Genomic DNA, 22,428 nt, shown 5'->3' on the forward strand with positions numbered 1-22,428 from the left:
TCCACTGGTCCGACGGATCGATGTGGTCCCCCCACACACGGCCCTGCGTGTCCACGGTCGCTTCGTCCTCCGTCGGGGCCGCATGACGAGTCGCCCCCCAGCCAAGACCCTCGGTTCAGTCGATCGAACGGTGCACGGCGTCGCGGCCGTTCAGCACCGGATCGCACACATTATCGGCACGGTGCGGCGCCTGGTCATAGCGGTGACAATCCCCACTCCCGTACAACCGGTCGATTGGCCCGATATCTGGGGAATGGGGATGGCGTCTTGAACCGTGTTTTACCCATTGCGGATAATGGGTTGTCAGAAACATTCCCTCTTGGGGAACTTGAACCGAGTGCGGTGCCCCGCCCGCGAGACGGGGCCGCACGCTTCTAGTTGCCGGAGACGGTGACCTTCTCGTCGTTCTTCAACTCGTTCACCAGCGTCTTCATCTTCGCCTTGTCCCAGACGAGGTTGCCGCCGTTGGAGCCCGAGATCGGCATGTTCAGCGAGGTGCCGTCACCGCCGCTGACGCCCTTCATGGCCCAGAACATGGACGCCAGGTCCCACAGGCTCATGTCCTTGTCCACGGTGAGCGAGTCCAGGCCCGCGCCCATGGTCGGGTAGAACGTGAACGGGTTGAGCACCGTGGACGGGGTGGCCACCTGGTGGGCCAGCGCCGCCAGGAACTTCTGCTGGTTCTTGGTGCGCTGCAGGTCCTGCGACGCGAAGGCGTGCCGGGTGCGGACGAAGGCCAGCGCCTCCTCGCCGTTCAGTGTCTGCTTGCCGGACTTGAAGTCCGCGCCCGAGTCCTTGTCCTTGAAGCCCTTGTCGATGGTGATCTCGACCCCGCCGACCGCGTCGACGATCTTCGCGAAGCCGCCGAAGCCGATCTCCACGTAGTGGTCGATGTGCAGACCGGTGTTGTACTCGATGGTGCGCACCAGAAGGGTCGGGCCGTCCTCGGCGTAGGCCGCGTTCAGCTTGGTGCGCCGGCCGGTGCCCGGGTAGACCTTTCCGGACGTCGACCCCTTGTACGACGGGATCTCCACGTCCGAGTCGCGCGGCAGCGAGAGCAGGGTGTCCCCGTTGTCGCCGACGTGCAGAATCATCATCGAGTCGGTGCGCTGGCCCTGCGCGGAACCCGTGTGCAGCTTCTTCTTGTCGTCGCTCGACATGCCCTTGCGGCTGTCGGAGCCGACGATCAGGTAGTTGGTGCCCGAGCCGGTCTCGGGCCGGTCGATGACCTTGGACAGGTCGACGTCCCGGTGCAGCTTGGAGTCGGCCCAGAAGTAGGTCGCCACCGATGTGACGATGAGCACGCTCGCCAGCGTGATCGCCGTCCACTTGATGCGGCGCCGCCAGTTCGGCGCGGGCCGCGGGCCCCGGGTGCGGGTGCCCTCCGGGCCGTCGGGGCCGCCCGGGCCGCCGCCGTAGACGTGGCCCGTGTTGTAGCCGCTGTCGTAGTCGCCGTAGCCGTCGTCGTATCCCTGGCCGTCGACGTACGACGGCTGCGACGGGACGCCGCCGCCGTAGGCGGGTGCGGCCGGGCCCGGGGTGCCGTACCCGCGCTGCCCGGGCGGCACGGCGGGGCCGCCGCGCTGCACCTGACGCATCACGCGGGCGCCTTCCGGCTGCGCCCCGGCGCTGCCGCGTCCGTAACGCGGGCCGCGGTTGTTGTCGGACCATCCCTCGGGCCAGTCATTCATGCGCCCCAGTGTGCAGGGCACCGCCGTATGCCTTACAAGGGATGTCGGAAAATCAGAGCGCCGCTGTTGCGAAGCTGACACAAATTCCGCGAATGTCGCTTCGGCATAAGGTGGGGGCCATGACAGACCAGGCCCCTGACGCGGATCAGGACATCCCGGGCAAGCCGACGTCCGCTTCCCGCACGACGCTCAGCCACATCATGACCCACAACGACACCAACCTGCTGGGTACGGTGCACGGCGGGGTGATCATGAAGCTGGTCGACGACGCGGCGGGCGCGGTGGCCGGCCGGCACTCCGGCGGTCCCGCCGTCACCGCCTCCATGGACGAGATGGCCTTCCTGGAGCCGGTGCGCGTGGGCGACCTGGTGCATGTGAAGGCCCAGGTCAACTGGACCGGCCGAACCTCCATGGAGGTCGGCGTCCGGGTGCTCGCCGAGCGCTGGAACGAGTCCGCGCCCGCCACCCAGGTCGGCTCGGCCTACCTGGTCTTCGCGGCCGTCGACGCCGACGGCAAGCCGCGCCGGGTGCCCCAGGTGATACCGGAGACCGAGCGCGACCGCCGCCGCAACCAGGAGGCCCAGATCCGCCGCACCCACCGTCTCGCCCGCCGCCGCGCGATCCGCGAGCTGCGCGAGAAGCGGGCGGCGGAGGGCTTCGAGGACTGACGCCCTCACGCGTGCCCCGAGCACACCACCTCGTTGCCGCGCAGCACGTTCGCCTCCGGCCGTGACGGGTCCTCGAACCGCACCTTGTGCACGCCCTTGAAGTCGGCGCCCGCGGTCACCTTGAGCAGCGGTCCCTGGCCGGGCACCGGACGCAGCTCGCTGCCGGGCAGGGCCGCGGCCAGGGAGCGGGCCGAGCGGTCCCATCGGGGGTCGTAGGAGATGACCGTGCGGGCCACGTGGGCGGGCGCGGTCACCGGCTGGTGCGTGGCGGCGAAACCGGCCGCCGCGAGCGCGGCGTCGACGCGCTTGGCCAGCCCCATGGTGCCGGTGCCGTTCGCCACCTGCACCCGGATCTGCCGCGGGTCCACCTCCACGGGTGCGGGGACCGGGCCGCGGTGCGGGCGCTCCGCGGTCAGCGGCCTGTCGTCGCGCAGCGCCTGGAAGAGGCCGGCCGACCTGGCCGCGTCCCACTTCAGCGTCGAGCCGATGCCCTTGACCGCGAAGTTCAGCTGCGCGATGGGCACCGTGGTGAACTCGGAGGAGGAGGGGGAGAAGGACCGCATCGCCCGGCCCAGGTCGAGCAGTTCGTCGGTGCCGAAGCCCTCGTCGGCGCGGACCGAGCCGAGCACCGCCCGGGTCACGTCCCGGAACTTCATCGGGTTCAGCAGCACCCCGGAGGAGGTGGCCTTCTCGATCAGCGCGGCCAGGAACCGCTGCTGCCGCTTCATCCGCCCCAGGTCGCTCGCGCTGTCGAGGTGCCGGGCGCGCACGTACTGCAGCGCCTGCCCGCCCAGGAGGGTGTGGGTGCCGGGGGAGAGGTCGAGCCCCGTGTACGAGTCCTTCAGCGGTGTCGTGGTGCAGAGCTGGACCCCGCCGAGGACGTCCACGGTCTTCATGAAGCTGGTGAAGTCGACCTCCAGGTAGTGGTCGATCTTCACGCGGGTCATGTTCTCGACCGTGCGCACGGTCAGCTGCGGCCCGCCCTCGGCGTAGGCGGCGTTCAGTTTGATCGGGTGCGGGCCGTGCGGCCTGCGGGTGGTCGCGTCCACGTGCGCGGGAGCCTCCGCGTACGAGTCGCGCGGCAGGCTCACCACCGTGGCCCGCTCCCGGTCCTCCGAGATGTGCACGATCATCATCGTGTCCGTGCAGTGACAGGGCTGCCCGCCCAGGTGGTAGGCGCGCCGCTGCTGCTCGCTGATCCGGTCCCGGCCGTCGGTGCCGACCAGCAGGATGTTCATGCCGTGGCCGGCGCTGGGCCGGTTCTTCATGTCCTTGAACGCGTCGACGCGGGCGATGCCCGAGTCGAGACTGGTCACGACCGCGTGCCCGATGCCGGCGGAGGCGAGCACCACGACGGACAGCGTGGACACCGCCCGCATGGCCCAGCGCGGCCGCCGCGGCGGCCGGACGGACCGCGCGGGCCGCTCGGGCGGGCGCGGCACCCTGCGGGGTGGCTGCGGACGCCGCTGGGGACGCTCAGGGGACCGAGACGGGCTGGGCAAGGAGGACACCTCCGGACGAGGCCGTACGTGGGATCCGTGAGCACGGTAGGCCGATACGATCTCCATCCCGCGTCCCGGCCCCGGCGGCGCGCACCGGTGTCCCCCGTTCGCGGTAACGTGAGCGTCCTATGAACGCCAAGCCCGACGTGCCGCTCCCCGCCGTTTCTGTGATCATGCCCGTCCTCAACGAGGAGCGGCATCTGCGCGGGGCCGTCCAAGCGATCCTCGCGCAGGAGTACGCCGGCGAGATGGAGGTCGTGATCGCCCTCGGTCCGTCCACGGACCGCACGGACGAGATCGCCGCCGAGCTCGTGGCCGAAGACCCGCGTGTGCACACCGTCCCGAATCCGACCGGCCGCACGCCCGCCGCCCTGAACGCGGCGATCAAGGCGTCCCGGCACCCGATCGTGGTCCGTGTCGACGGCCACGGCATGCTCTCGCCGAACTACATCGCCACCGCCGTCCGGCTCCTGGAGCAGACCGGCGCGCAGAACGTCGGCGGCATCATGCACGCCGAGGGCGAGAACGACTGGGAGCACGCGGTCGCCGCCGCGATGACCTCGAAGATCGGCGTGGGCAACGCGGCCTTCCACACCGGTGGCCAGGCGGGTCCGGCGGAGACGGTCTACCTCGGCGTCTTCCGGCGCGAGGCCCTGGAGCGACAGGGCGGCTACAACGAGGAGTTCATCCGCGCCCAGGACTGGGAGCTGAACTTCCGCATCCGGGAGGCGGGCGGGCTGATCTGGTTCTCGCCCGAGCTGCGGGTGTCGTACCGGCCGCGTCCCTCCGTGCGGGCGCTGGCCAAGCAGTACAAGGACTACGGCCGCTGGCGGCACGTCGTCGCCCGCTACCACTCCGGCTCCATCAACGTGCGCTACCTCGCCCCGCCGACCGCGGTGTGCGCGATCGCGGCGGGCCTCGTGGTGGGCGCGGCCCTGACCCCGTGGGGTCTGGTGATCCCGGGCGGCTACCTGGCGGCGATCGTCGCGGGTTCCCTCCCGGCGGGCAAGGGCCTGCCGGCGAAGGCGCGCCTGCAGATCCCGGTGGCCCTCGCCACCATGCACATGTCGTGGGGCTGGGGGTTCCTCACGAGCCCGAAGGCGCTGGCGAAGAAGGTCATCGCGTCGAGGCGGCCGTCCGTGCGGACGGAGCACTCGGTCTAGGGTTCCCCTGCGCGACAAGACAGCGGCCTCCAGGACCCGTTCAGGTCCCGGAGGCCGTCGCCGTTCATGCCGGACTCAGCTGGCGCACTGCTGCTTGTCCGCCGTGGACTTGTCGACCGAGGGTGCCTTGGCGGGAGCGGTGAGCGAGACGCCCGCACCCTTGAAGTCCTTGCCCAGGGTCAGTGTCATCGTCGGCAGGCCCTGGGCGTTGGTCACACTCTTGCCGGGCTTGAGCGCGGTGCCGGGCAGACCCATGAGGTGGGCCAACTCCCGTGCCTGGGAGGCCTGGTCGGGCGCGTACTCGAGCGTGGTCTTGCTCAGGCTCGCCGGCGCGTTGCCGCCGTTCTCGGACTTGAGCACGCCTTCCTTGGTCTGCAGCCACTGCAGGGTGTCCTGCGCGCTGCCGGCCTGGGCACCCCCGTTGAGGACGCGCACCCGGACCTCGGAGGGCGCGGACCTACTGCCCTTCAGACGCGCGGCGGCCGCGTCCTTCGCGGCCTTCTTCTCCTTCTTCACCTCGGTGAAGGAGACGTCGTTCTTGATCGCGTCGAAGACCGGCGGGGCCGCGGTCTGATTGACGATCACCGTCTTGTGGTAGCGGCCGTCGGCGGGGTTGTCGAGTACGGGGACCGTCACGAAGGAGATGTTCTTCGGCGGCACCTTCTTCAGCTCGAGCGCGACGTCCTTGAGCGTGCTCACGGAGCCGATCCCCTTGTCGACGGTGAGGGCCTTGGTGGCCGCCTCCGCCAGGTCCAGCAGCTTGGACGGGCTGGTGAGGGTGTCGCTGGAGGACATCTTGCGCATCAGCGAGCCCATGAACTGCTGCTGCACCTTGATGCGGTCCAGGTCGCCCTCGTTGCCCCAGCTGTGCCGGGTGCGGACGAAGGCCAGGGCCTGCTCGCCCTCGACCTTGGAGGGGCCGGCGGGCAGCTTGAGGTGCGAGTCCTTGTCGTTGACCGCGTGGGCGAGGCACACGTTGACGCCGCCGACCGCCGTGGTCAGCGTCTTCACCGCGTTGAAGTCCACCATCATGAAGTGGTCCGGCATGATCCCGGTCAGCTCGCCGACCGTCCGCATGGTGCAGCCCGCGTCGCGGCCCCGCTGCCCCAGGCTGATGTTGAAACGGTCGTTCTGCGTGCCGGGGATGACCTTCTCGCTGCCGTCCGCCTGCTTGGTCGGGCAGTCCGGCACGTTCACGATCAGGTCGCGCGGGATGCTCAACGCGGTCGCGTTCGTACGGTCCTTGGAGACGTGCAGCAGGATGTTGGTGTCGGCGTGACCGAGGCTGTTCGGGTCGCCGTAGCCGACGTTGCCCTTACCGGTGCGCTTGTCGGTGCCGATGATCAGGATGTTGAAGGCGTCGTCCTTGCTGAAGCCGTCCTTGGCCGCGTTGCCGACGTCCGTCGTCGTGACGTTTCCCTCGAGGTGCTTGAGGTACAGGTAACCGGCGGCGCCGACGGCGATCACCACGAACGCGGTGCCGCCGGCGGTCCAGGCCAGGATCTTCTTGGCCTTGCCCTTCTTCTTCACCGGCCGCCGGTTGCGCCGCCCCTGCGGCTGCTCCGGCTCGGTGCTGCGGCGGCGGCGTGGCGCCGGCACGTCCGCGCCGCGCGCCTGAGGCATCTCCCGCGTCCCGTTCGCCGCCGCGTCGCCGCGCCCGCGGGCCGGGCCTCTGGCACCACGGGCGTCGGATCCACGGTGATCGGGTCTACGGGGCCCGGGCACCGGCGACTGCGCTGCGGAAGTGCTCAGTCGCAGTTCGTATTCGCCGGTGTTCGGATTGAGTACCCACTGGTCTGCGGGGTCGATGTTCTCCGCCCGCCCACGGCTCTGCGCGTCCACGGTTGTCCGAATCCTCCGTCGGGGCCACGCGGCGCCTTCCCCCAAGGCGCTCGGGTCTCGGTGAATCAGTGCGCGACCCCAGGACGGACCTCGTGGCCGGGTGCACCGGATCGCTCACACTATCGGCCCAGTTCAACGGGAAGCGACGCCGATGACAAATTGCACATCCCTACAACCGGGCAATCCATGCCATTTTCCTGAACACAAGTTCGCTGTTTTGGTCAGCGCATTACTCGCAGGCGTGCTCGGCGGCCGTGTTCCCGCGGAAGGTGGGGGTGGGCGAGGGGCTCCGCGCGGGCTCCCGCGGACCTCCCTGCGAGGGGGTGGCCGAGGGGCTGCCGGAGGGCCCGTCGTCCGCGCTCCGCGGTGCGGTGTCCCGGGCCACCACCACCGGCTGGTCCGACCGCAGCCGCGCGAACAGCCGCTCCGCCTCGGGTTCCACAAGCTGGTCGCGGTCGGAGTCGTAGACGTACGACTCACGCGGCACCGTCAGGAACTGCACATGTTCCGTGGGGATGTCGCGCAGCCCGCGGACCAACTGGTACAAGCCGCGCAGACTCGCCAGTTCCGGATCGGTGGTGAGCGAGGAGGTCGCCGCGTCCAGCACCGGGTAGAGCTTCACCGGGTTCAGCAGCACGTCGTTGCTCTGCACCTTGTTGACCAGCGCGCCGAGGAACCGCTGCTGCCGCTCCATGCGTTCGGTGTCACTGCCGTCGCCGAGCGACTTGCGGGCCCGGACGAACCCGAGGGCCTGCTCCCCGTCCAGGGTCACCGGGCCCGCCGGCAGCTTCAGCCGGGCGGCCTTGTCGTCGATGGGCTCCTTCAGGCACACCCGCACCCCGTCGACCGCGTCGACCATGTCCTTGAACCCCCGGAAGTCGACCACCATGTGATGGTCGACCCGGATGCCGGTCAGCTTCTCGACGGTCCGGATGGTGCAGGCCGAACCGCCCAGCTGGAAGGCGTGGTTGAACATCGCGAACACCGGTGCGCCCCGGCTGCCGTCCTGCCGCCGGCAGCCGGGGATGTCCACCATCAGGTCCCTGGGCAGCGAGACGGCCGTGGCACTGCGCCGGTCGGCGGCCAGATGCAGCAGGATCGTGGTGTCGGACCGCTCGCTGCCCAGGTCCCGCCCGTACTCCCGGTTGCCGTCCCCGGCCCGGGTGTCCGAGCCGATCAGCAGGATGTTCTGCGCGCCCCGCACCAGCGCGGTGGGCCGCTCCCGCTCGTAGCGCGCGAGTTCGGCGGCGGCCCTCTCGTCCGGGGTGATGTTGGCGCTGAGCTTCGCGTACACCGCCCAGCCGGTCCCGGCCGCCGCCGCGACGAACACGACCACGCCCAGCGCGGTCCCGTGCGTCCAGCGCCGCCGGCGCCGGCGCGCCAGCCCCTCCCCGGTCGCCGACGAGCCGTGCCCTTGACCGGAGCCGGGACCGGGATCCGGACCGGGGGACCGGCGAACGCTGTCGGACACGGTGCGGGCCCCCTCACGGCGTACGAGCGTCACGTCCTGCTCCTACGACCATGGCGGGGACGGTGGGGTAAGGCCCCCTCAGCTACTCCGAGTGGGGGACCCCCGCCGCCTCAGTGCCGCGCGGCGGTCACCCGCTCGTTCTCGATCCGCTTGGCGAGCACCTCGCCGTCCGCCCGGTCCAGGTTCCGGCACAGCACCACGGACCCGCCGACGGCCAGCGGCGCGTACAGTCCCGCGCTCAGCCCCTCCCACGTGTCGTACGACAGCCCCGACAGCAGCCGCGATCCCGGACCGGTCAGATCCAGCGCGGGCGCGTCGGCCAGGGCGCGCTCGACGACCTCGGCCGCGCTCAGCTCGGCCCCCGCGACGATCAGCGCCGGCGCCTCCGGGTCCACCGGCGCGAACGGCGCGAACCTGTCACCCTGACCGGGCACCTCCACGGCGTAGTCGGCGAAGCCGGCCGGCGGCTGCGGGAAGCGGCCGCCCAGCGGGCGCAACGCGAGGGCGACCCGCTCCCCGCGGCAGGCCCGTGCCGCCTCCAGCGCGTCCGGGCCGCTGACGACGACGTCGGCGGCGGCCGGGTCACCGGCCACGTCCGCCACCGCCCCCACCGACGCACAGGCGAGCAGCCACACGGCCGTCTGCCAGTGCGCGGGCAGCAGCAGCGCGACCCGGTCGCCGGGACCGGCGGACAGGTCGCCCTGGAGCAGGTTCGCGGTCTTGGCCACCCAGTTGGCGAAGGTGGCGACGGACAGTTCCACGCGTTCGCCCGTGGCGTCGTCGTAGAAGGTCACCAGGGGACGGCCGGGGTCCGCGGCGAGCGCGGAACGCAGCAGGTCGGCAGGGGTGCGATCGGTGGCGTTCACGCGCGCAAGGTTACGCCGGGGCGGACGGCCGCACGGGGCGACGGTGCCACCGGTCCGGCGGCCCGGGCCGGGGCGGGCCGCCGTCCATGTCCCCCGGCTTCGGGCCTCCTCGGTCATCCGCAGTAGCCACCGCTACCACGCCAGGAGCACGGGTTCCCGAGGCGGGACATACCTGGCGCCGGGCGGTGGCAATCTGTGCCCAAAGGGGAAGAACGTACGACTGAACGTGATCTCCGGCCACCGGGACGGATACGCCACCGAGTGTCCGGGCCGGCGGCTCCGCGCCGGCGCGTTCGCCGCCGTCGGGGGCGGGTGGGGGAGGCCCGGGGGGGCCGACGGGGGGTCGGACGGGGGAATCCGGACGCCGATCTCGCGGGACACCGCGCGGCCATCGAAGGCACCGTCGCACGGTCTGCATACACTGACCGGCCGAAACGAGTAGTTCGGCCGGTCCCGGCAGGAAGCAGAGACGACAGGTGACAGAAGCGATCCTCCTGGTCGGCGGCAAAGGCACCCGGCTGCGCCCGCTCACGGTGCACACGCCGAAGCCGATGGTGCCGGCGGCCGGGGTGCCGTTCCTCACGCATCAGCTGGCGCGAGCCAGAGCGGCGGGCGTGGAGCACATCGTCCTCGCGACGAGTTATCTCGCCGAGGTCTTCGAGCCCTACTTCGGCGACGGCGCCTCCCTCGGTCTGCACATCGAGTACGTCACCGAGGAGGAGCCGCTCGGCACGGGCGGTGCCCTCCGCAACGTGGCCTCGCGACTGCACTCGGGCCCCGACGACCCGGTGCTGATCTTCAACGGCGACATCCTGACCGGCCTGGACATCAGGGCCCTGGTGGACACGCACGAGTCGACCGGCGCGGACGTCTCCCTGCACCTGACCAAGGTGACGGACCCGCGCGCGTACGGCCTCGTCCCCACCGACGGTTCGGGCCGGGTGCTCGCCTTCCTGGAGAAGCCGCAGACGCCCGAGGAGATCGTCACCGACCAGATCAACGCGGGGGCGTACGTCTTCCGCCGCTCGGTCATCGACAGCATCCCGGCGGGCCGCCCGGTGTCCGTGGAGCGCGAGACGTTCCCCGGCCTGCTGTCGGCCGGGGCCCACCTCCAGGGCATGGTCGACTCCACCTACTGGCTGGACCTGGGCACCCCCGCGGCCTTCGTCCGCGGCTCGGCGGACCTGGTCCTGGGCCGCGCGCCGTCCCCCGCGGTCCCCGGCCGCTGCGGCGACTTCCTGGTGCTGCCCACCGCGACGGTCGCCCCGGAGGCGAAGCTGACGGGCGGCACGGTGGTCGGTGAGGGCGCGTCCGTCGCCGAGGGCGCGCGGGTCTTCGGCTCGACCATCCTGCCCGGCGCCGTCATCGAGTCCGGCGCCGTCATCACCGACTCCCTCATCGGCAGCCGGGCCCGGGTCGGCGAGCGCTCCGTGCTCACCGGCACGGTCGTCGGCGACGGCGCGGTGGTCGGCCCCGACAACGAACTGCGCGAGGGCGTACGGGTCTGGTGCGACGCCCGCATCCCCGCGGGAGCGGTCCGCTTCTCCTCCGACCAGTAGCCGCACGGGCCGGCCGGGGGTGCGGCCTCAGGGCCGCGCTCCCGCGCCCCAGGCCGCTCGGGCCGAGCCGTGAGCGGCGGAAGCAGCCCCCGTCCGCCTCACAGCAGGCCGATGTCCACCCGGGGCATCTTCGGGGCCCTGCGCGCCGGCGTGTTGCCGCTGAGCAGGATCAGCCGGGCCGCGCGGTGCCGCTGCCCGGCGTAGGGCTCCAGCAGGCGCAGCATCTCGGCGTCGTCGGCGTGCCGGTCGCCCGCCAGCGCCCAGCCGACGATCCCCGGCAGATGCAGGTCGCCGGTCGTCACCTCGTCCGCCGCGCCGTGACTGCGCTGCACGACCTCCGCCGACGTCCAGGGACCGATCCCCGGGACGACCTGCAGCCGCGCCCGTGCCTCGGCCGCCGGCATCCCCACCGCCTGCTCCAGCCGCGCGGCGACCCGCACGGCCCGCAGGACGGTGGACGCCCGCTTGTCGTCCACGCCGGCCCGGTGCCACTCCCAGGAGGGGATCAGCGCCCAGGTCCGGGGCGCGGGCATCACCCACATCGGCCGCTCGCCGGTCCCCGCGGGACCCGGCGCCGGCTCCCCGAACCCGCGCACCAGCCGCCGCCACGCCCGGTAGGCCTCGTCGGTGGTGACCTTCTGCTCCAGCACCGACGGGATCAGCGACTCCAGCACCAGCCCGGTCCGCGTCAGCCGCAGTCCCGGCCGGCGGTGCCGGGCCAGCGCCACCACCCGGTGCCGGGGCACGAACGCGTCCGGCTCGTCGGCGGCACCGAGCAGGTCCGGCAGCCCGTCCAGCAGCCACTCGGCGCCCGGTCCCCACGCCTCGCCCCGCACCTCGCCGCCCGAGGCGTGCACCCGCAGCGTCCCGGGGCCGGCGGGCGTACGGGCGGCCCGCCACACGGACCCGTCCCGGCCCGCCCGGAACGTGGGGTCGCCCGGGCCGCGCCGCAGCGGACCGAGTACCAGGCCGAGGTCGAGCGGCCCCTCGGGCACCCACCGCCGGACCCGGGCCGGGGCCGTGACCTGTCTCGGCACCCCGGCGGGCACGGCGACCTCCCCGCCGCGCACGGTCGTGCGCGTGGGCCGCGGGGCGAAGCGTCCTGCCACGGATGAGGTCCTGAAGTCCTGGGATGTCGGTGCTGCGGGGTGTCGGTACGAGCGGTGCGTCCGGTGCTACGGGGACCGCCCTACGAGACTAGGGGAGACCGGGCGGTCCCACGGGACACTCACCGCACCTCGATGAACGCCTCCGCGTCCCGCTCCGGCCGCGGCCTCGGCTCCTGTGCCGGATGCCCGACCGCCACAGCGCCCATCGGGTCCCAGCCGGCCGGGAGGCCCAGCACCTCGCGCACCACGTCCCGGCAGAACATCGTCGACGACACCCAGGCCGACCCCAGCCGCTCCCCGGCCAGCGCGACCAGCAGGTTCTGCACGCCCGCGCCGGTCGCGACCACGAACATCTCCCGCTCGGCGCCGTCGCGCCGCGCGTCGCCGTAGGTGTGCGAGCCGTCCATGACGAGGCACGGCACGACCAGGTACGGCGCGTTGCGCAGCACGTCCCCGCGCCGGACCCGCCTGGCGACGGACTCCTCGCTCTTGCCGTCGCGGCGCAGGTCCGCGATCCAGGCGTCACGCATCGCGTCGAGCAGCCGGACCCGGGACTCCTCCGACTCCAGCAGCACGAACCGCCAGGGCGTGGTGTGGTGCGGGGCGGGCGCGGTCACCGCGGCGGCCACCGCGCGCCGGACGGCGCCGGGGTCCACGGGTTCGTCGGTGAAGGCCCGTACGGTACGGCGCTGGGTGACGGCCTCGCGCACCGCCTCGGACGTGCCCAGCCGGAACATGTCGTCCCGTGCGGTCCGCACCAGCGCCCGCGCTCCCTCGCCGTGCTCGGCGGACACGGCGCGGGCGAGCCCGCGCACCACGGCGACCGGCCGTCCCGCCGCCTTGCCCTTGACCAGGTCGCCGGCGGCGGCCAGCTCGTCGGCGGTGGCGACGACGGTGGCGGCGAGCGGGTTGCCGTACGCGTCCGTGCCGCCGCGCAGATCGTCCAGCACCCGCACCCCGGCGGCGCCGATCGCCACATCGGTGAGTCCCGCGCGCCAGGGGCGCCCGAAGGTGTCCGTGACGACGACACCGACGTCGACCCCGAGCGCGTCGCGCAGTCCCTCGCGGATCGCGCGCGCGGAGGCGTCCGGGTCCTCGGGCAGCAGGAGCACCGTGCCGGCGGGGGTGTTGGAGGCGTCGACCCCGGCGGCGGCCATGACCAGGCCCTGCCGGTTCTCGACGATGCGCAGGGTGCCGCGCCGGGCCACCACGCGCACCGTCTCGGCGTCGATGGCGGCCTCCCGGTCGTCGGCCCGGACGATCCGGCCCTCCGCCTTGGAGACGATCTTGGAGGTGACGAGCAGCACGTCCCCGTCGGCCAGCTCGGGCCCGGCCGCGGCGATCAGCTTGGCCAGGTCGTCGCCCGGCTGCACCTCGGGGATCCCGGACAGGGCGCGGACCGTGTACTCCGGGCGCTCGTCGCTCATGCCCTCAGCGCTCATGCCCTCCGCGCTCATGCCCCGCGCACCTCCTCGGCCAGCGCCAGGGCCTCCCGGGCCATCTGCGCGGCCGCGTCCAGGTCGGTCATCATCAGGGGCACGGCCCGGCAGCGGATCCCGTCCGCCTCGACCCGCTCGACCACGCCCGCGTCGACGGTGTCGACCAGCCAGCCGTCCAGCAGCCCGGAGCCGTAGTGCTCGGCCACCGCCGCCGCCGTGGACTCCACGCCGACCGCGGCGAGCACCTTGTCCGCCATCCCGCGCACCGGCGCGTCCCCGACGATGGGGGAGAGGCCCACCACCGGCACGCCCGCCTCCGCGATCGCCTCCCGGATGCCGGGCACGGCGAGGATCGTGCCGATGGACACGACCGGGTTGGACGGCGGGAAGAGGATGACGTCCGCCCCGGCGATGGCCTCCAGGACACCAGGCGCGGGCTTCGACTGCTCGGCGCCGACCGGCACGACCGCCTCGGCCGGGACCGAGGCGCGCAGCCGCACCCAGTACTCCTGGAAATGGACCGCCCTGCGTTCGCCGTCCAGATCGACGGCCACATGGGTCTCCACGCGGTCGTCGGTCATCGGGATCAGCCGCACGCCGGGCTTCCAGCGCTCGCACAGCGCCTCGGTGACCGCGCTCAGCGGATAGCCGGCGCCGAGCATCTGCGTCCGCACGATGTGCGTGGCGAAGTCCCGGTCACCGAGCCCGAACCACTCGGGTCCGACGCCGTAGGCCGCCAGTTCCTCCTTGAGGTGGAAGGTCTCGTCGGTCCGCCCCCAGCCCTGCTCCTCGTTGATGCCGCCGCCCAGCGTGTACATCACCGTGTCGAGGTCCGGGCAGACCTTCAGCCCGAAGAGGTGGATGTCGTCGCCGGTGTTGCCGATCACCGTGACGTCCGCGTCCGGCACGGCCCGCTTCAGACCGCGCAGGAACCGTGCACCACCGATGCCGCCTGCCAGAACCACAATGCGCATGCGCCAAGTCTCGCAGGCGGCTACGACAAAGTGTCAGGCAGTCACCGGCCGCGCCTCGCAGTGCGGCGCGGTGGCCGCGTGCATCGGCATCTCGGTCAGACCCGGGTGGTAGACGTGCAGGCTGACCGCCGGCTCCATCGCGTCGTTGACCACCTCGTGCACGTATCCCGGCGCGAAGACCCGCTGCGCGCCGGGCGCGAGTGCGCGCGCGCCCCGCGGGGTGTGCTCGGTGAGGGTGCCCTCCAGGACGGTCAGCACCCCGGAGGAGCGGCCGTGGTCGTGCCGCCCGCTGCCCTGTCCGGGCACCCAGGACAGCAGCCACACCTCGTAGCCGGGGCCGGTGCGCAGCCGGTGGTACCAGCGGGTGGTGGTGTCGTAGCGGACGAGGTGCGCCCACTGGGAGCGGTCGGCGGCGATGTCGCGGGCCAGGCCCGCGAACTCGGCGACGGTGGCCGGGTGCTCGCGCGGGGGCTGGAGGAGGTGCGGGACCTCGAGGATGTCGCCGGCGATCTGGAGGTCGCTGTCGCTGTTCATGGAGGTGGTTCCTCGGCATAAGAGTGGGGTGCCCGGGCGGGGGCTCTGCGAAGGAGGAAGCGGTCGAGCCGTGGGACTCGACGCGGCCGGAGCGGTGGCTCGAAAGGAGCGGTGGCTCAACAGCCGGAACAGCGACAACAGCTACAGCGGACGAGGACAGCACCGTGGGACCCGGCGGTGCGGGTCGAGGTGGATGCCAAGTTCGCGAGCATGCCCACTAGGACAGCGGTTCACACCCGCACTGTCAACTCGCCGCCCGAAATGTGGGACATGTTTCACCTCATCCGGTTCATCTGTCAGGTGAAAGGTTTGTTCACCCGGAACCCGGGACACATGGCGCACATCCGAGCGCACAAGCACTCGCGGAACGCGATCGAACGCAGGGGCGTCCTTCTTCGTACAGAGGTTTGTGCGGGGTCGTCGCCCTCTCGAACCTCGTGGGTGTGTCAAGGTTTATGCCGATTTGAACACTTTCCGCATGGCCTTGGTTCCGCAGAGTGAATAACGGGCTCAATAGCAGATCTCGGCTTGACTCGCCCGGAGCAGCACACTTGTAATTTCACTCGTGTCGTTCAGCCGAAATCGGTAACGGCTACGCACGGGGACGTGAAAGACAGACGAGGGGCGCACATGACCGAGCTGGTGCAGCAACTGCTGGTCGACGACGCGGACGAGGAACTCGGCTGGCAGGAGCGCGCGCTGTGCGCCCAGACCGACCCCGAGTCCTTCTTCCCCGAGAAGGGCGGCTCCACCAGAGAGGCCAAAAAGGTCTGCCTCGCCTGCGAGGTGCGCTCCGAGTGCCTCGAGTACGCCCTCGCCAACGACGAGCGCTTCGGCATCTGGGGCGGACTGTCCGAGCGTGAGCGCCGCAGACTGAAGAAGGCCGCTGTCTGACCGCGCGGAGACCGCCCGCGGACAGCGGAAACCGACAAACCTCGCGAACGGCCCGTCGCCGGTGGGTTATCCACAGGCGACGGGCCGTCGACATGGTCAGCCGATAGTGTGGGCGCTCGTCCGAGACGCCCCGCTGTCCCCTCGGGACACGGGCGTCCACCGCAGTCCATCGAACCGGGGCCCGTACCTCGATGTCCGTGCACAGCCACAGCCATGCGGCAGCCCAAGACGGCGCCGCCACCCCAGAGTTCCCGCGTCATGTGGTGACGGCGGTCCTCGTCTCCCACGACGGTGCCCGCTGGCTGCCCCACGCGCTCGCCGGGCTGCTCGGCCAGGAGCGCCCCGTCCAGAACGCGGTGGCGGCCGACACCGGCAGCGCGGACGACTCCGCCCGGCTGGTCACCGAGGCCCTCGGCGACGACCGGGTGCTGCACCTCGCCCGGCGCACGGGCTTCGGCCAGGCGGTCGAGGAGGCGAGCCGCATCGCGCCCGTCCTCGGCCCGGACGAGCTGCCGTACCTCAAGCGCCCCAGCGGCTGGGACCCCGTCACGCGCAGCTGGCGCGACGACGCCTACGACCTGCCCGAACTGCCGCACGGCGAACCCGTGCAGTGGCTGTGGCTGCTGCACGACGACTGCGCACCCGAACCCGACGCCCTCGCCCAGCTGCTGCGGGTCGTCGACAACGAACTGGAACTGGGCCGCGACGACGTGGCGGTCGTCGGCCCCAAGCTGCGCGGCTGGTACGACCGCAGGCAGCTGCTGGAGGTCGGCGTCTCCGTCGCCAACTCCGGCCGCCGCTGGACCGGCCTCGACCGCCGCGAACAGGACCAGGGCCAGCACGACCACGTCCGCACCGTGCTGTCCGTCTCCACCGCCGGCATGCTCGTGCGCCGCGACGTCTTCGAACAGCTCGGCGGTTTCGACCGCAGGCTGCCCCTGATGCGGGACGACCTCGACCTGTGCTGGCGCGCCACCGCCGCCGGCCACCGCGTCCTGGTCGCGCCCGACGCGGTCGTCCGGCACGCCGAGGCGGCCTCTCGTGAGCGCCGCACCGTCGACTGCGTGGGCCGCACCGCCGCCTCCCCGCACAAGGTCGACAAGGCCGGCGCCGTCTACAGCCTCCTCGTCAACACCCGCGCCGCGGCCCTGCCCTGGGTCCTGTTCCGGCTCCTCCTCGGCACCTTCGTCCGCACCCTCGCCTACCTCGTCGGCAAGGTGCCGGGACAGGCCGTCGACGAGATCCGCGGCCTGCTGGGCACCCTGCTGCGGCCCGAGCGGATCCTCGCCGGACGGCGCCGCCGCGGGCCCGCGCAGATCGACAAGGGCGAACTGCGCCGGCTGTTCCCGCCGCCCGGCGCGACCGTCCGCGCCACCGTCGAACAGTTCGCGGGCAACTTCTCCAACAGCTCGGACACCGACACCTCCTCGGCCGGCCGGCACGGCGGCGCCGTCGAGTCGGGGCCCGGCGGCGACGACGCCGACTTCCTGGAGATCGAGCAGTTCGCCCGGCTGAAGCGGATCGCCCGCAAGCCCGGCCCGGTGCTCTTCCTCGTCCTGCTGCTCGTCTCGCTCGTCGCCTGCCGAGCCCTGCTCGGCGGCGGCGCGCTCTCGGGCGGCGCCCTGCTGCCCGCCCCGGCCGGCGCCGGCGACCTCTGGTCCCGCTACCTGGACGCCTGGCACCCGGTGGGCCCCGGCGGCACCCCCGCCGCACCCCCCTACCTCGCCGTCGTCGCGAGCCTCGCCTCCCTGCTGTTCGGCTCCACCGGACTCGCGATCACCGCCCTGCTGATCGGCTCCGTGCCGCTGGCCGGGCTCACCGCCTACTTCGCCTCCCGCCCCCTGGTCACCTCACGGCTGCTGCGCGCCTGGGCGGCCATCGCCTACGCCTTCCTGCCGGCGGCCACCGGCGCCCTGGCCGGCGGCCGCATCGGCACCGCCGTCCTCGCCGTGCTGCTGCCGCTCATCGCGCGCGCGGGCGTCGCGGCGAGCGGCCTCACCCGTGCCTCCGGCGCGCGCGGCAGCTGGCGCGCGACCTGGGCGTACGCGCTGCTGCTGACCGTCACCACCGCGTTCACGCCGATCGTCTGGCCCATCGCCCTGATCCTCGGCCTCGGTGTGCTGGTCCTGCGCCGCGGCGACCTCGTCGCCCACGGCCTGCGCTTCCTCGCCCAGCTCGGCACCCCGCTGCTCATCCTCGCCCCGTGGTCGCTCACCCTGCTGCCCACCGGCTTCTTCGCGGAGGCGGGCCTGCCCTACGGCGCCTCGTCCGCCTCCGCGCTCGACCTGCTCGGCGCGAGCCCCGGCGGCCCCGGCACCGTGCACGGCCTGATGCTCGTCGGCGTCGTCCTGGCCGCCCTGGCCGCACTGCTGCGCTCCGAACGCCGGCTGGGCATCCTGACCGCCTGGGCGGTCGCCCTGGTCGGCCTCGTCTTCGCCGTCCTGTCCAACCACTCCACCTGGGCCGGACCGGCCACCCTCGTCTACGGCATCGCTCTGCTGGCCGCCGCCGCGCTCGGCGCCGACGGGGCACGCTCGCGCGTGGCCGAGCAGAACTTCGGCTGGCGCCAGCCGGTCGCCGCCCTCATCGCCTTCGCCTCCGCCGCCGGCCCGCTCCTGGTCGCCGCCGGCTGGATGCTCGGCGGCGCCGACGGCCCGCTGGAGCGCCGCGACCCGGTGCAGGTGCCCGCGTTCGTCGCCGAGGACGCCGCCACCCGCGACCAGGCCCGCACCCTGGTCCTGGACAGCGACTCCGCCGCACACGTGCGCTACACCCTGGTCCGCGGCTCCGGCGGCCGCATGGGAGACGCCGAACTGGCCGCGGCCGACGGGGAGAACGCGCGCCTGGACAAGGTCGTCGCCAACCTCGTCGCCGGCTCCGGCGCCGACCAGTCGGGGCAGCTCGGCGGCTTCGCCGTCCGCTACGTCCTCGTCCACAAGGGCGCGCCTCGCGAGGTCACCCGCGTCCTGGACGCCACGCCCGGACTGAGCCGGCTCAGCCAGCAGGACGGCAGCGCCCTGTGGCGCGTCGACCGGCAGGTCTCGCGGGCCACCATCGTGCCCGCCGGCGGATCGGGCACCGCCCTGTCCGTGGCCGCAGGGCCGGTGGAGATCCACACCACCGTCCCGTCCGGCCCCGGCGGCCGCGTCCTGCGCCTGGCCGACGCCGCCTCCGACGGCTGGACGGCGACCCTGGACGGCAGACCGCTCACCCGCACCACCGTCGACGGCTGGGCCCAGGGCTTCCAGCTCCCCTCCGCCGGCGGCACGCTGGACGTCGTCCACGACGACCCGATCACCCACACCGCCTGGCTGTGGGCGCAGGGCGCGCTCGCCGTCGTCCTCGTGGTGCTCGCCCTGCCCGGCCGCCGCCGGGACGTCGACGACGACCTCCCCGAGGAGCAGCCGCTGCCCGTCCAGGCCGCCGCCGGCGAGGGCCGCCGCGCCCGCCGGCTGCGCGCCCAGGCCGAGGAACCCGCCCCCGGGGACCAGCAGGACCCCGGCGCGGCGCCCGCTCCCCAGCACGAGCACGAGCACGAGCACGGGCACGGGCACGGGCACGGGCAGGAGCCGGAGGCACCGGCCGCCGTCCCGCAGCAGCAGTCCTACGGAGACTGGGAGTACGCGGGCACCGAGTACGGCGGCTACGGCGACGGCCAGTACCAGGACGCCGGGCACTACCAGAACGCCGGCTACGACCAGCAGGCGTACCCGTCCGACCCGTACCCGTCCGGCCAGGCGGGCCAGTACGACCCCTACGCCTACGGCACCGGCGCGGGCGAGCAGGCGCCGTACGACCCGACGGCGTACCAGCAGGGCTACGACCCGGCCCAGCACCCCTACGGCACCGGCAGTGAGCGCCCCGACGGGAGCCAGCAGTGAAGCGCACCACCCTGTCCCTGATCGCCGGCACGGCGGCGCTGGCCGCCGTCACCGCCTTCGCCGCGCTCGACGCGCCGGCCGCGTCGAGCGCGGGCGCCGCCAAGGCGGCCGCCGAACTGCCCGTGGAGCGCACGAGCCTGCTGTGCCCCGCGCCCAGCGTCTCCGACATCGCCGACACGTCGTACACGTCGTTCACCCCGGTCACCAAGGGCACGACGGGCACCGGCAAGGCCGAACTCCGGTCCGCCGCCGAGCAGTCGGCCGACGGCACGGGTGACGGCACGACCGGCAAGGGCAAGACGGGCAAGGGCAAGAAGAAGGCCGACGAGACCGTCCTCGCGCCGAAGGCGCCCGGCACGCCCGCCACCGGCGACACCTCCGGCGCGGACGCGCCCGCCCTGGTCGGCACCGCCGAGGGGAAGTTCGCCCCCGGCTGGACCGTCCAGGAGACCACCGAGGTCGCCGCGGGTACCGGCCGCGGCCTCCTGGGCGTCAACTGCACCGCCCCGGACACCGAGTTCTGGTTCCCGGGCGCCGCCACCTCGGCCGACCGCACCGACTACGTGCACCTCACCAACCCGGACGACTCCGCCGCCGTCGTAGACATCGAGCTCTACGGCAAGAACGGCGCCATCAAGTCCCCGGTGGGCGACGGCTTCACCATCCCGCCGCACGCCGGCAAGCCGGTCCTGCTCTCGACCCTCACCGACGAGCGGCAGACCGACCTGACCGTGCACGTCAGCGTCCGCAGCGGACGGGTCGGCGCGGCGGTGCAGGCCCTGGACGACAAGGTGGGCGGCGACTGGCTGGCCGCGGCCGACGACCCGGCCGGCAGCCTGGTCCTGCCCGGCATCCCGAAGGACGCCACCGACGTCCGCCTGATCGCCTTCACGCCCGGTGACGCCGACGCGGACCTGAAGGTCCGGCTGGCCTCGCCCGACGGCATGATCACCCCGGCGGGCAACGAGACCCTGCACGTCAAGTCCGGCATGACCACCGCCGCCGACCTCGGAGCCGTCACCCGCGGCGAGGCCGGCTCCCTGGTCCTCACCCCCACCGACCAGTCCGTGCCGGTCGTCGCGGCGCTGCGGGTGATCCGCGGCAAGGGCGCCAAGCAGGAGACCGCGTTCATCCCGGCCACGGCGCCCGTCGGCACGCGCGCGACCGCGGCCGACAACAGCGGCAAGAGCACGACGCTCTCGCTGACCGCGCCCACCGCCACGGCGACGGTCAAGGTCACCGCGTCGGCGGGCAGCGAGGGCGGCGCCCCGGCGACGAAGACCTACACGATCAAGCGGGGCACCACCCAGGACATCGCGGCACCGGCCCCGTCCTCGGGGAAGGGCACCTACGCGCTCACGGTGGAGACTGTCTCCGGCGGCCCGGTGTACGCCGCCCGCACCCTGTCGGCCACGGAGGGCGGCGTCCCCGGCTTCACCATCCAGACGCTCCCGAGCGACCGGGGCCTGGTGGCGGTGCCGGAGGCGGACGAGGACCTGGCGGTCCTGCAGAAGTAGGCGGCCCGGGGGTGCCGGGGGCGCGTCATGGCCCTGGCGCCCCCGCCGCGTCCTAGTCCTCGCCGTAGCGGGGGTCCACCGTCTCCGGGGTCAGTCCCAGCAGTTCCGCCACCTGTTCCACGACCACCTCGTGCACCAGCGCGGCCCGCTCGTCGCGCCCCTTGGTCCGGATCTCCACCGGCCGCCGGTACACCACGACCCGGCCCCGCCGCCCCTCGCGCGCGGGCGCGATCCCGCCCAGCGGCACGGCCTCGTCGCTCCACGCCTCCGTGCCGCGCCCGTCGAGGCGGGGCACCTCGAGCACCACGAAGTCGACGTCGGCGAGCTGCGGCCACCGCCGTTCCAGGCGCTCCACGGAGTCCTGCACCAGGTCCGCGAACACCTCGGCGCGGCTGGCCGCCAGCGGCACCTGCGGCGGCGCGATCGGCCCCCGCATGCCCCGCCCGTGACGATCACGGCGGCGGGGCCCGGGGCCGGCGGCACGGGGCGGTACACGGTTGTCCATCACTGGTGAAGCGTAGTCCCCGCACGCCCCGCCCGCCCGGCCCCACGCGGCGACCGGCCACCTGACCGCTCCTGTCGCGGGATGACCATTCCGGCCAAGCTCTGGCTCGATTCCGTAACCCCCCGAGACCGTCGAACTCAAGGCAATTGACGGTGTTTGTACCGAGTCATGACCGGAGGGAGGACCGCCGAAGATCACCCGCGGCGCCGTACGCGCAGGTCAACAGCCCTTGTCCAGAAGGGGGTGTGGGCTGTTTCACAGCACGACACGGTGGAGTGACCTGGGGCAGAGTCGTCGCGGCCCGCTCAAGAGTGCGGTACCGTCCAACGTCGTGAGCCCTGTACGTCGCTGTTCGCGCACCGCCTGCGGCCGACCCGCCGTCGCGACGCTGACGTACGTCTACGCCGACTCGACCGCGGTCCTCGGCCCGCTCGCCACCTACGCCGAACCCCACTGCTACGACCTGTGCGCCGAGCACTCCGAGCGCCTCACCGCCCCCCGCGGCTGGGAGGTCGTCCGCCTGCTCGACGGATCGGCGCCCGCGCGGCCCAGCGGTGACGACCTGGAAGCGCTCGCCAACGCCGTGCGCGAGGCGGCCCGCCCCCAGGAGCGGGCGGCCGAGGCCGGCGGCGGCGCACGCACCGTGGACCCGATGGAGGTCGCCCGCCGCGGCCACCTGCGCGTCCTGCGCTCCCCGGACAACTGAGCCCGGACAACTGAGCCCCACGCGAAGGCGTTCCACCCCGCCCGGTGTCAAGCCCCGGACGCGTCCAGGCGTCCAATTGGTGTCCGCACACCCGAGCCTTACCCATG

General features: G+C 73.0%; 17 protein-coding genes. 7 read left to right on the forward strand and 10 right to left on the reverse strand.

Going from position 1 to position 22,428, the window contains the following annotated elements:
• Positions 1 to 374: 374 nt before the first annotated feature.
• Positions 375 to 1,691 (reverse strand): LCP family protein, encoded by a 1,317-nt coding sequence (locus PV343_RS23595; protein ID WP_319148940.1) that lies wholly within the window; start codon positions 1,689 to 1,691, stop codon positions 375 to 377.
• A 119-nt stretch (positions 1,692 to 1,810) separates the two neighbouring features.
• Here PV343_RS23595 and PV343_RS23600 point away from each other — a divergent pair, with 119 nt between their 5' ends.
• Complete coding sequence (locus PV343_RS23600) at positions 1,811 to 2,359, forward strand: acyl-CoA thioesterase (RefSeq protein WP_319148941.1); 549 nt, start codon at positions 1,811 to 1,813, stop codon at positions 2,357 to 2,359.
• 5 nt (positions 2,360 to 2,364) lie between these two features.
• On the opposite strand, the gene PV343_RS23605 is transcribed toward PV343_RS23600, so the two are convergent.
• Positions 2,365 to 3,738 (reverse strand): LCP family protein, encoded by a 1,374-nt coding sequence (locus PV343_RS23605; RefSeq protein WP_319148942.1) that lies wholly within the window; start codon positions 3,736 to 3,738, stop codon positions 2,365 to 2,367.
• Positions 3,739 to 3,989: 251 nt separating this feature from the next.
• Here PV343_RS23605 and PV343_RS23610 point away from each other — a divergent pair, with 251 nt between their 5' ends.
• The gene (locus PV343_RS23610) at positions 3,990 to 5,024 is read left to right on the forward strand and encodes a glycosyltransferase family 2 protein (RefSeq protein ID WP_319148943.1); all 1,035 of its coding nucleotides are present in this window, start codon (positions 3,990 to 3,992) and stop codon (positions 5,022 to 5,024) included.
• Positions 5,025 to 5,099: 75 nt separating this feature from the next.
• On the opposite strand, the gene PV343_RS23615 is transcribed toward PV343_RS23610, so the two are convergent.
• The 3 genes from PV343_RS23615 to PV343_RS23625 form a co-directional block, all read right to left on the reverse strand.
• Complete coding sequence (locus PV343_RS23615; RefSeq protein ID WP_319148944.1) at positions 5,100 to 6,866, reverse strand: LCP family protein; 1,767 nt, start codon at positions 6,864 to 6,866, stop codon at positions 5,100 to 5,102.
• Positions 6,867 to 7,095: 229 nt separating this feature from the next.
• Positions 7,096 to 8,250, reverse strand: coding sequence for an LCP family protein (locus PV343_RS23620; RefSeq protein WP_319148965.1), 1,155 nt, complete (start codon positions 8,248 to 8,250; stop codon positions 7,096 to 7,098).
• 197 nt (positions 8,251 to 8,447) lie between these two features.
• Entirely contained in the window at positions 8,448 to 9,203 is a 756-nt protein-coding gene (locus tag PV343_RS23625; protein WP_319148945.1) for a TIGR03089 family protein, read from the reverse strand.
• Positions 9,204 to 9,679: 476 nt separating this feature from the next.
• Between PV343_RS23625 and PV343_RS23630 the strand changes: the two genes are divergently transcribed.
• On the forward strand, positions 9,680 to 10,762 hold the full coding sequence (locus PV343_RS23630) for an NDP-sugar synthase (protein ID WP_319148946.1): 1,083 nt from the start codon (positions 9,680 to 9,682) through the stop codon (positions 10,760 to 10,762).
• Positions 10,763 to 10,860: 98 nt separating this feature from the next.
• On the opposite strand, the gene PV343_RS23635 is transcribed toward PV343_RS23630, so the two are convergent.
• The 4 genes from PV343_RS23635 to PV343_RS23650 form a co-directional block, all read right to left on the reverse strand.
• Complete coding sequence (locus PV343_RS23635) at positions 10,861 to 11,871, reverse strand: DNA-3-methyladenine glycosylase family protein (protein WP_319148947.1); 1,011 nt, start codon at positions 11,869 to 11,871, stop codon at positions 10,861 to 10,863.
• 119 nt (positions 11,872 to 11,990) lie between these two features.
• A complete protein-coding gene (locus PV343_RS23640) occupies positions 11,991 to 13,298 on the reverse strand; it encodes a coenzyme F420-0:L-glutamate ligase (RefSeq protein WP_319148966.1) in 1,308 nt (435 codons plus the stop codon).
• A 26-nt stretch (positions 13,299 to 13,324) separates the two neighbouring features.
• The gene (gene cofD, locus PV343_RS23645) at positions 13,325 to 14,284 is read right to left on the reverse strand and encodes a 2-phospho-L-lactate transferase (protein ID WP_020940439.1); all 960 of its coding nucleotides are present in this window, start codon (positions 14,282 to 14,284) and stop codon (positions 13,325 to 13,327) included.
• Positions 14,285 to 14,317: 33 nt separating this feature from the next.
• The gene (locus PV343_RS23650) at positions 14,318 to 14,818 is read right to left on the reverse strand and encodes a cysteine dioxygenase (protein ID WP_319148948.1); all 501 of its coding nucleotides are present in this window, start codon (positions 14,816 to 14,818) and stop codon (positions 14,318 to 14,320) included.
• 630 nt (positions 14,819 to 15,448) lie between these two features.
• On the opposite strand from PV343_RS23650, the gene PV343_RS23655 reads away from it, so the two are divergent.
• The 3 genes from PV343_RS23655 to PV343_RS23665 all read left to right on the forward strand — a co-directional run bounded on the left by PV343_RS23655 (position 15,449) and on the right by PV343_RS23665 (position 21,110).
• Positions 15,449 to 15,712: a WhiB family transcriptional regulator gene (locus PV343_RS23655; protein WP_003975777.1), complete on the forward strand. Its 264-nt coding sequence runs from the start codon at positions 15,449 to 15,451 to the stop codon at positions 15,710 to 15,712.
• A gap of 191 nt (positions 15,713 to 15,903) precedes the next feature.
• The gene (locus tag PV343_RS23660; RefSeq protein ID WP_319148949.1) at positions 15,904 to 19,593 is read left to right on the forward strand and encodes a glycosyltransferase family 2 protein; all 3,690 of its coding nucleotides are present in this window, start codon (positions 15,904 to 15,906) and stop codon (positions 19,591 to 19,593) included.
• Positions 19,590 to 21,110: a DUF5719 family protein gene (locus PV343_RS23665; protein ID WP_319148950.1), complete on the forward strand. Its 1,521-nt coding sequence runs from the start codon at positions 19,590 to 19,592 to the stop codon at positions 21,108 to 21,110. Before PV343_RS23660 ends, PV343_RS23665 begins: the two co-directional genes overlap by 4 nt.
• Positions 21,111 to 21,162: 52 nt before the next feature.
• On the opposite strand, the gene PV343_RS23670 is transcribed toward PV343_RS23665, so the two are convergent.
• Complete coding sequence (locus tag PV343_RS23670; RefSeq protein ID WP_319148951.1) at positions 21,163 to 21,546, reverse strand: metallopeptidase family protein; 384 nt, start codon at positions 21,544 to 21,546, stop codon at positions 21,163 to 21,165.
• A gap of 400 nt (positions 21,547 to 21,946) precedes the next feature.
• On the opposite strand from PV343_RS23670, the gene PV343_RS23675 reads away from it, so the two are divergent.
• Positions 21,947 to 22,321, forward strand: coding sequence for a DUF3499 domain-containing protein (locus tag PV343_RS23675; RefSeq protein ID WP_317443695.1), 375 nt, complete (start codon positions 21,947 to 21,949; stop codon positions 22,319 to 22,321).
• Positions 22,322 to 22,428: the final 107 nt, after the last annotated feature.

The sequence above is a fragment of the Streptomyces sp. WI03-4A genome, assembly GCF_033792105.1.
GTDB lineage: Bacteria > Actinomycetota > Actinomycetes > Streptomycetales > Streptomycetaceae > Streptomyces > Streptomyces collinus_A.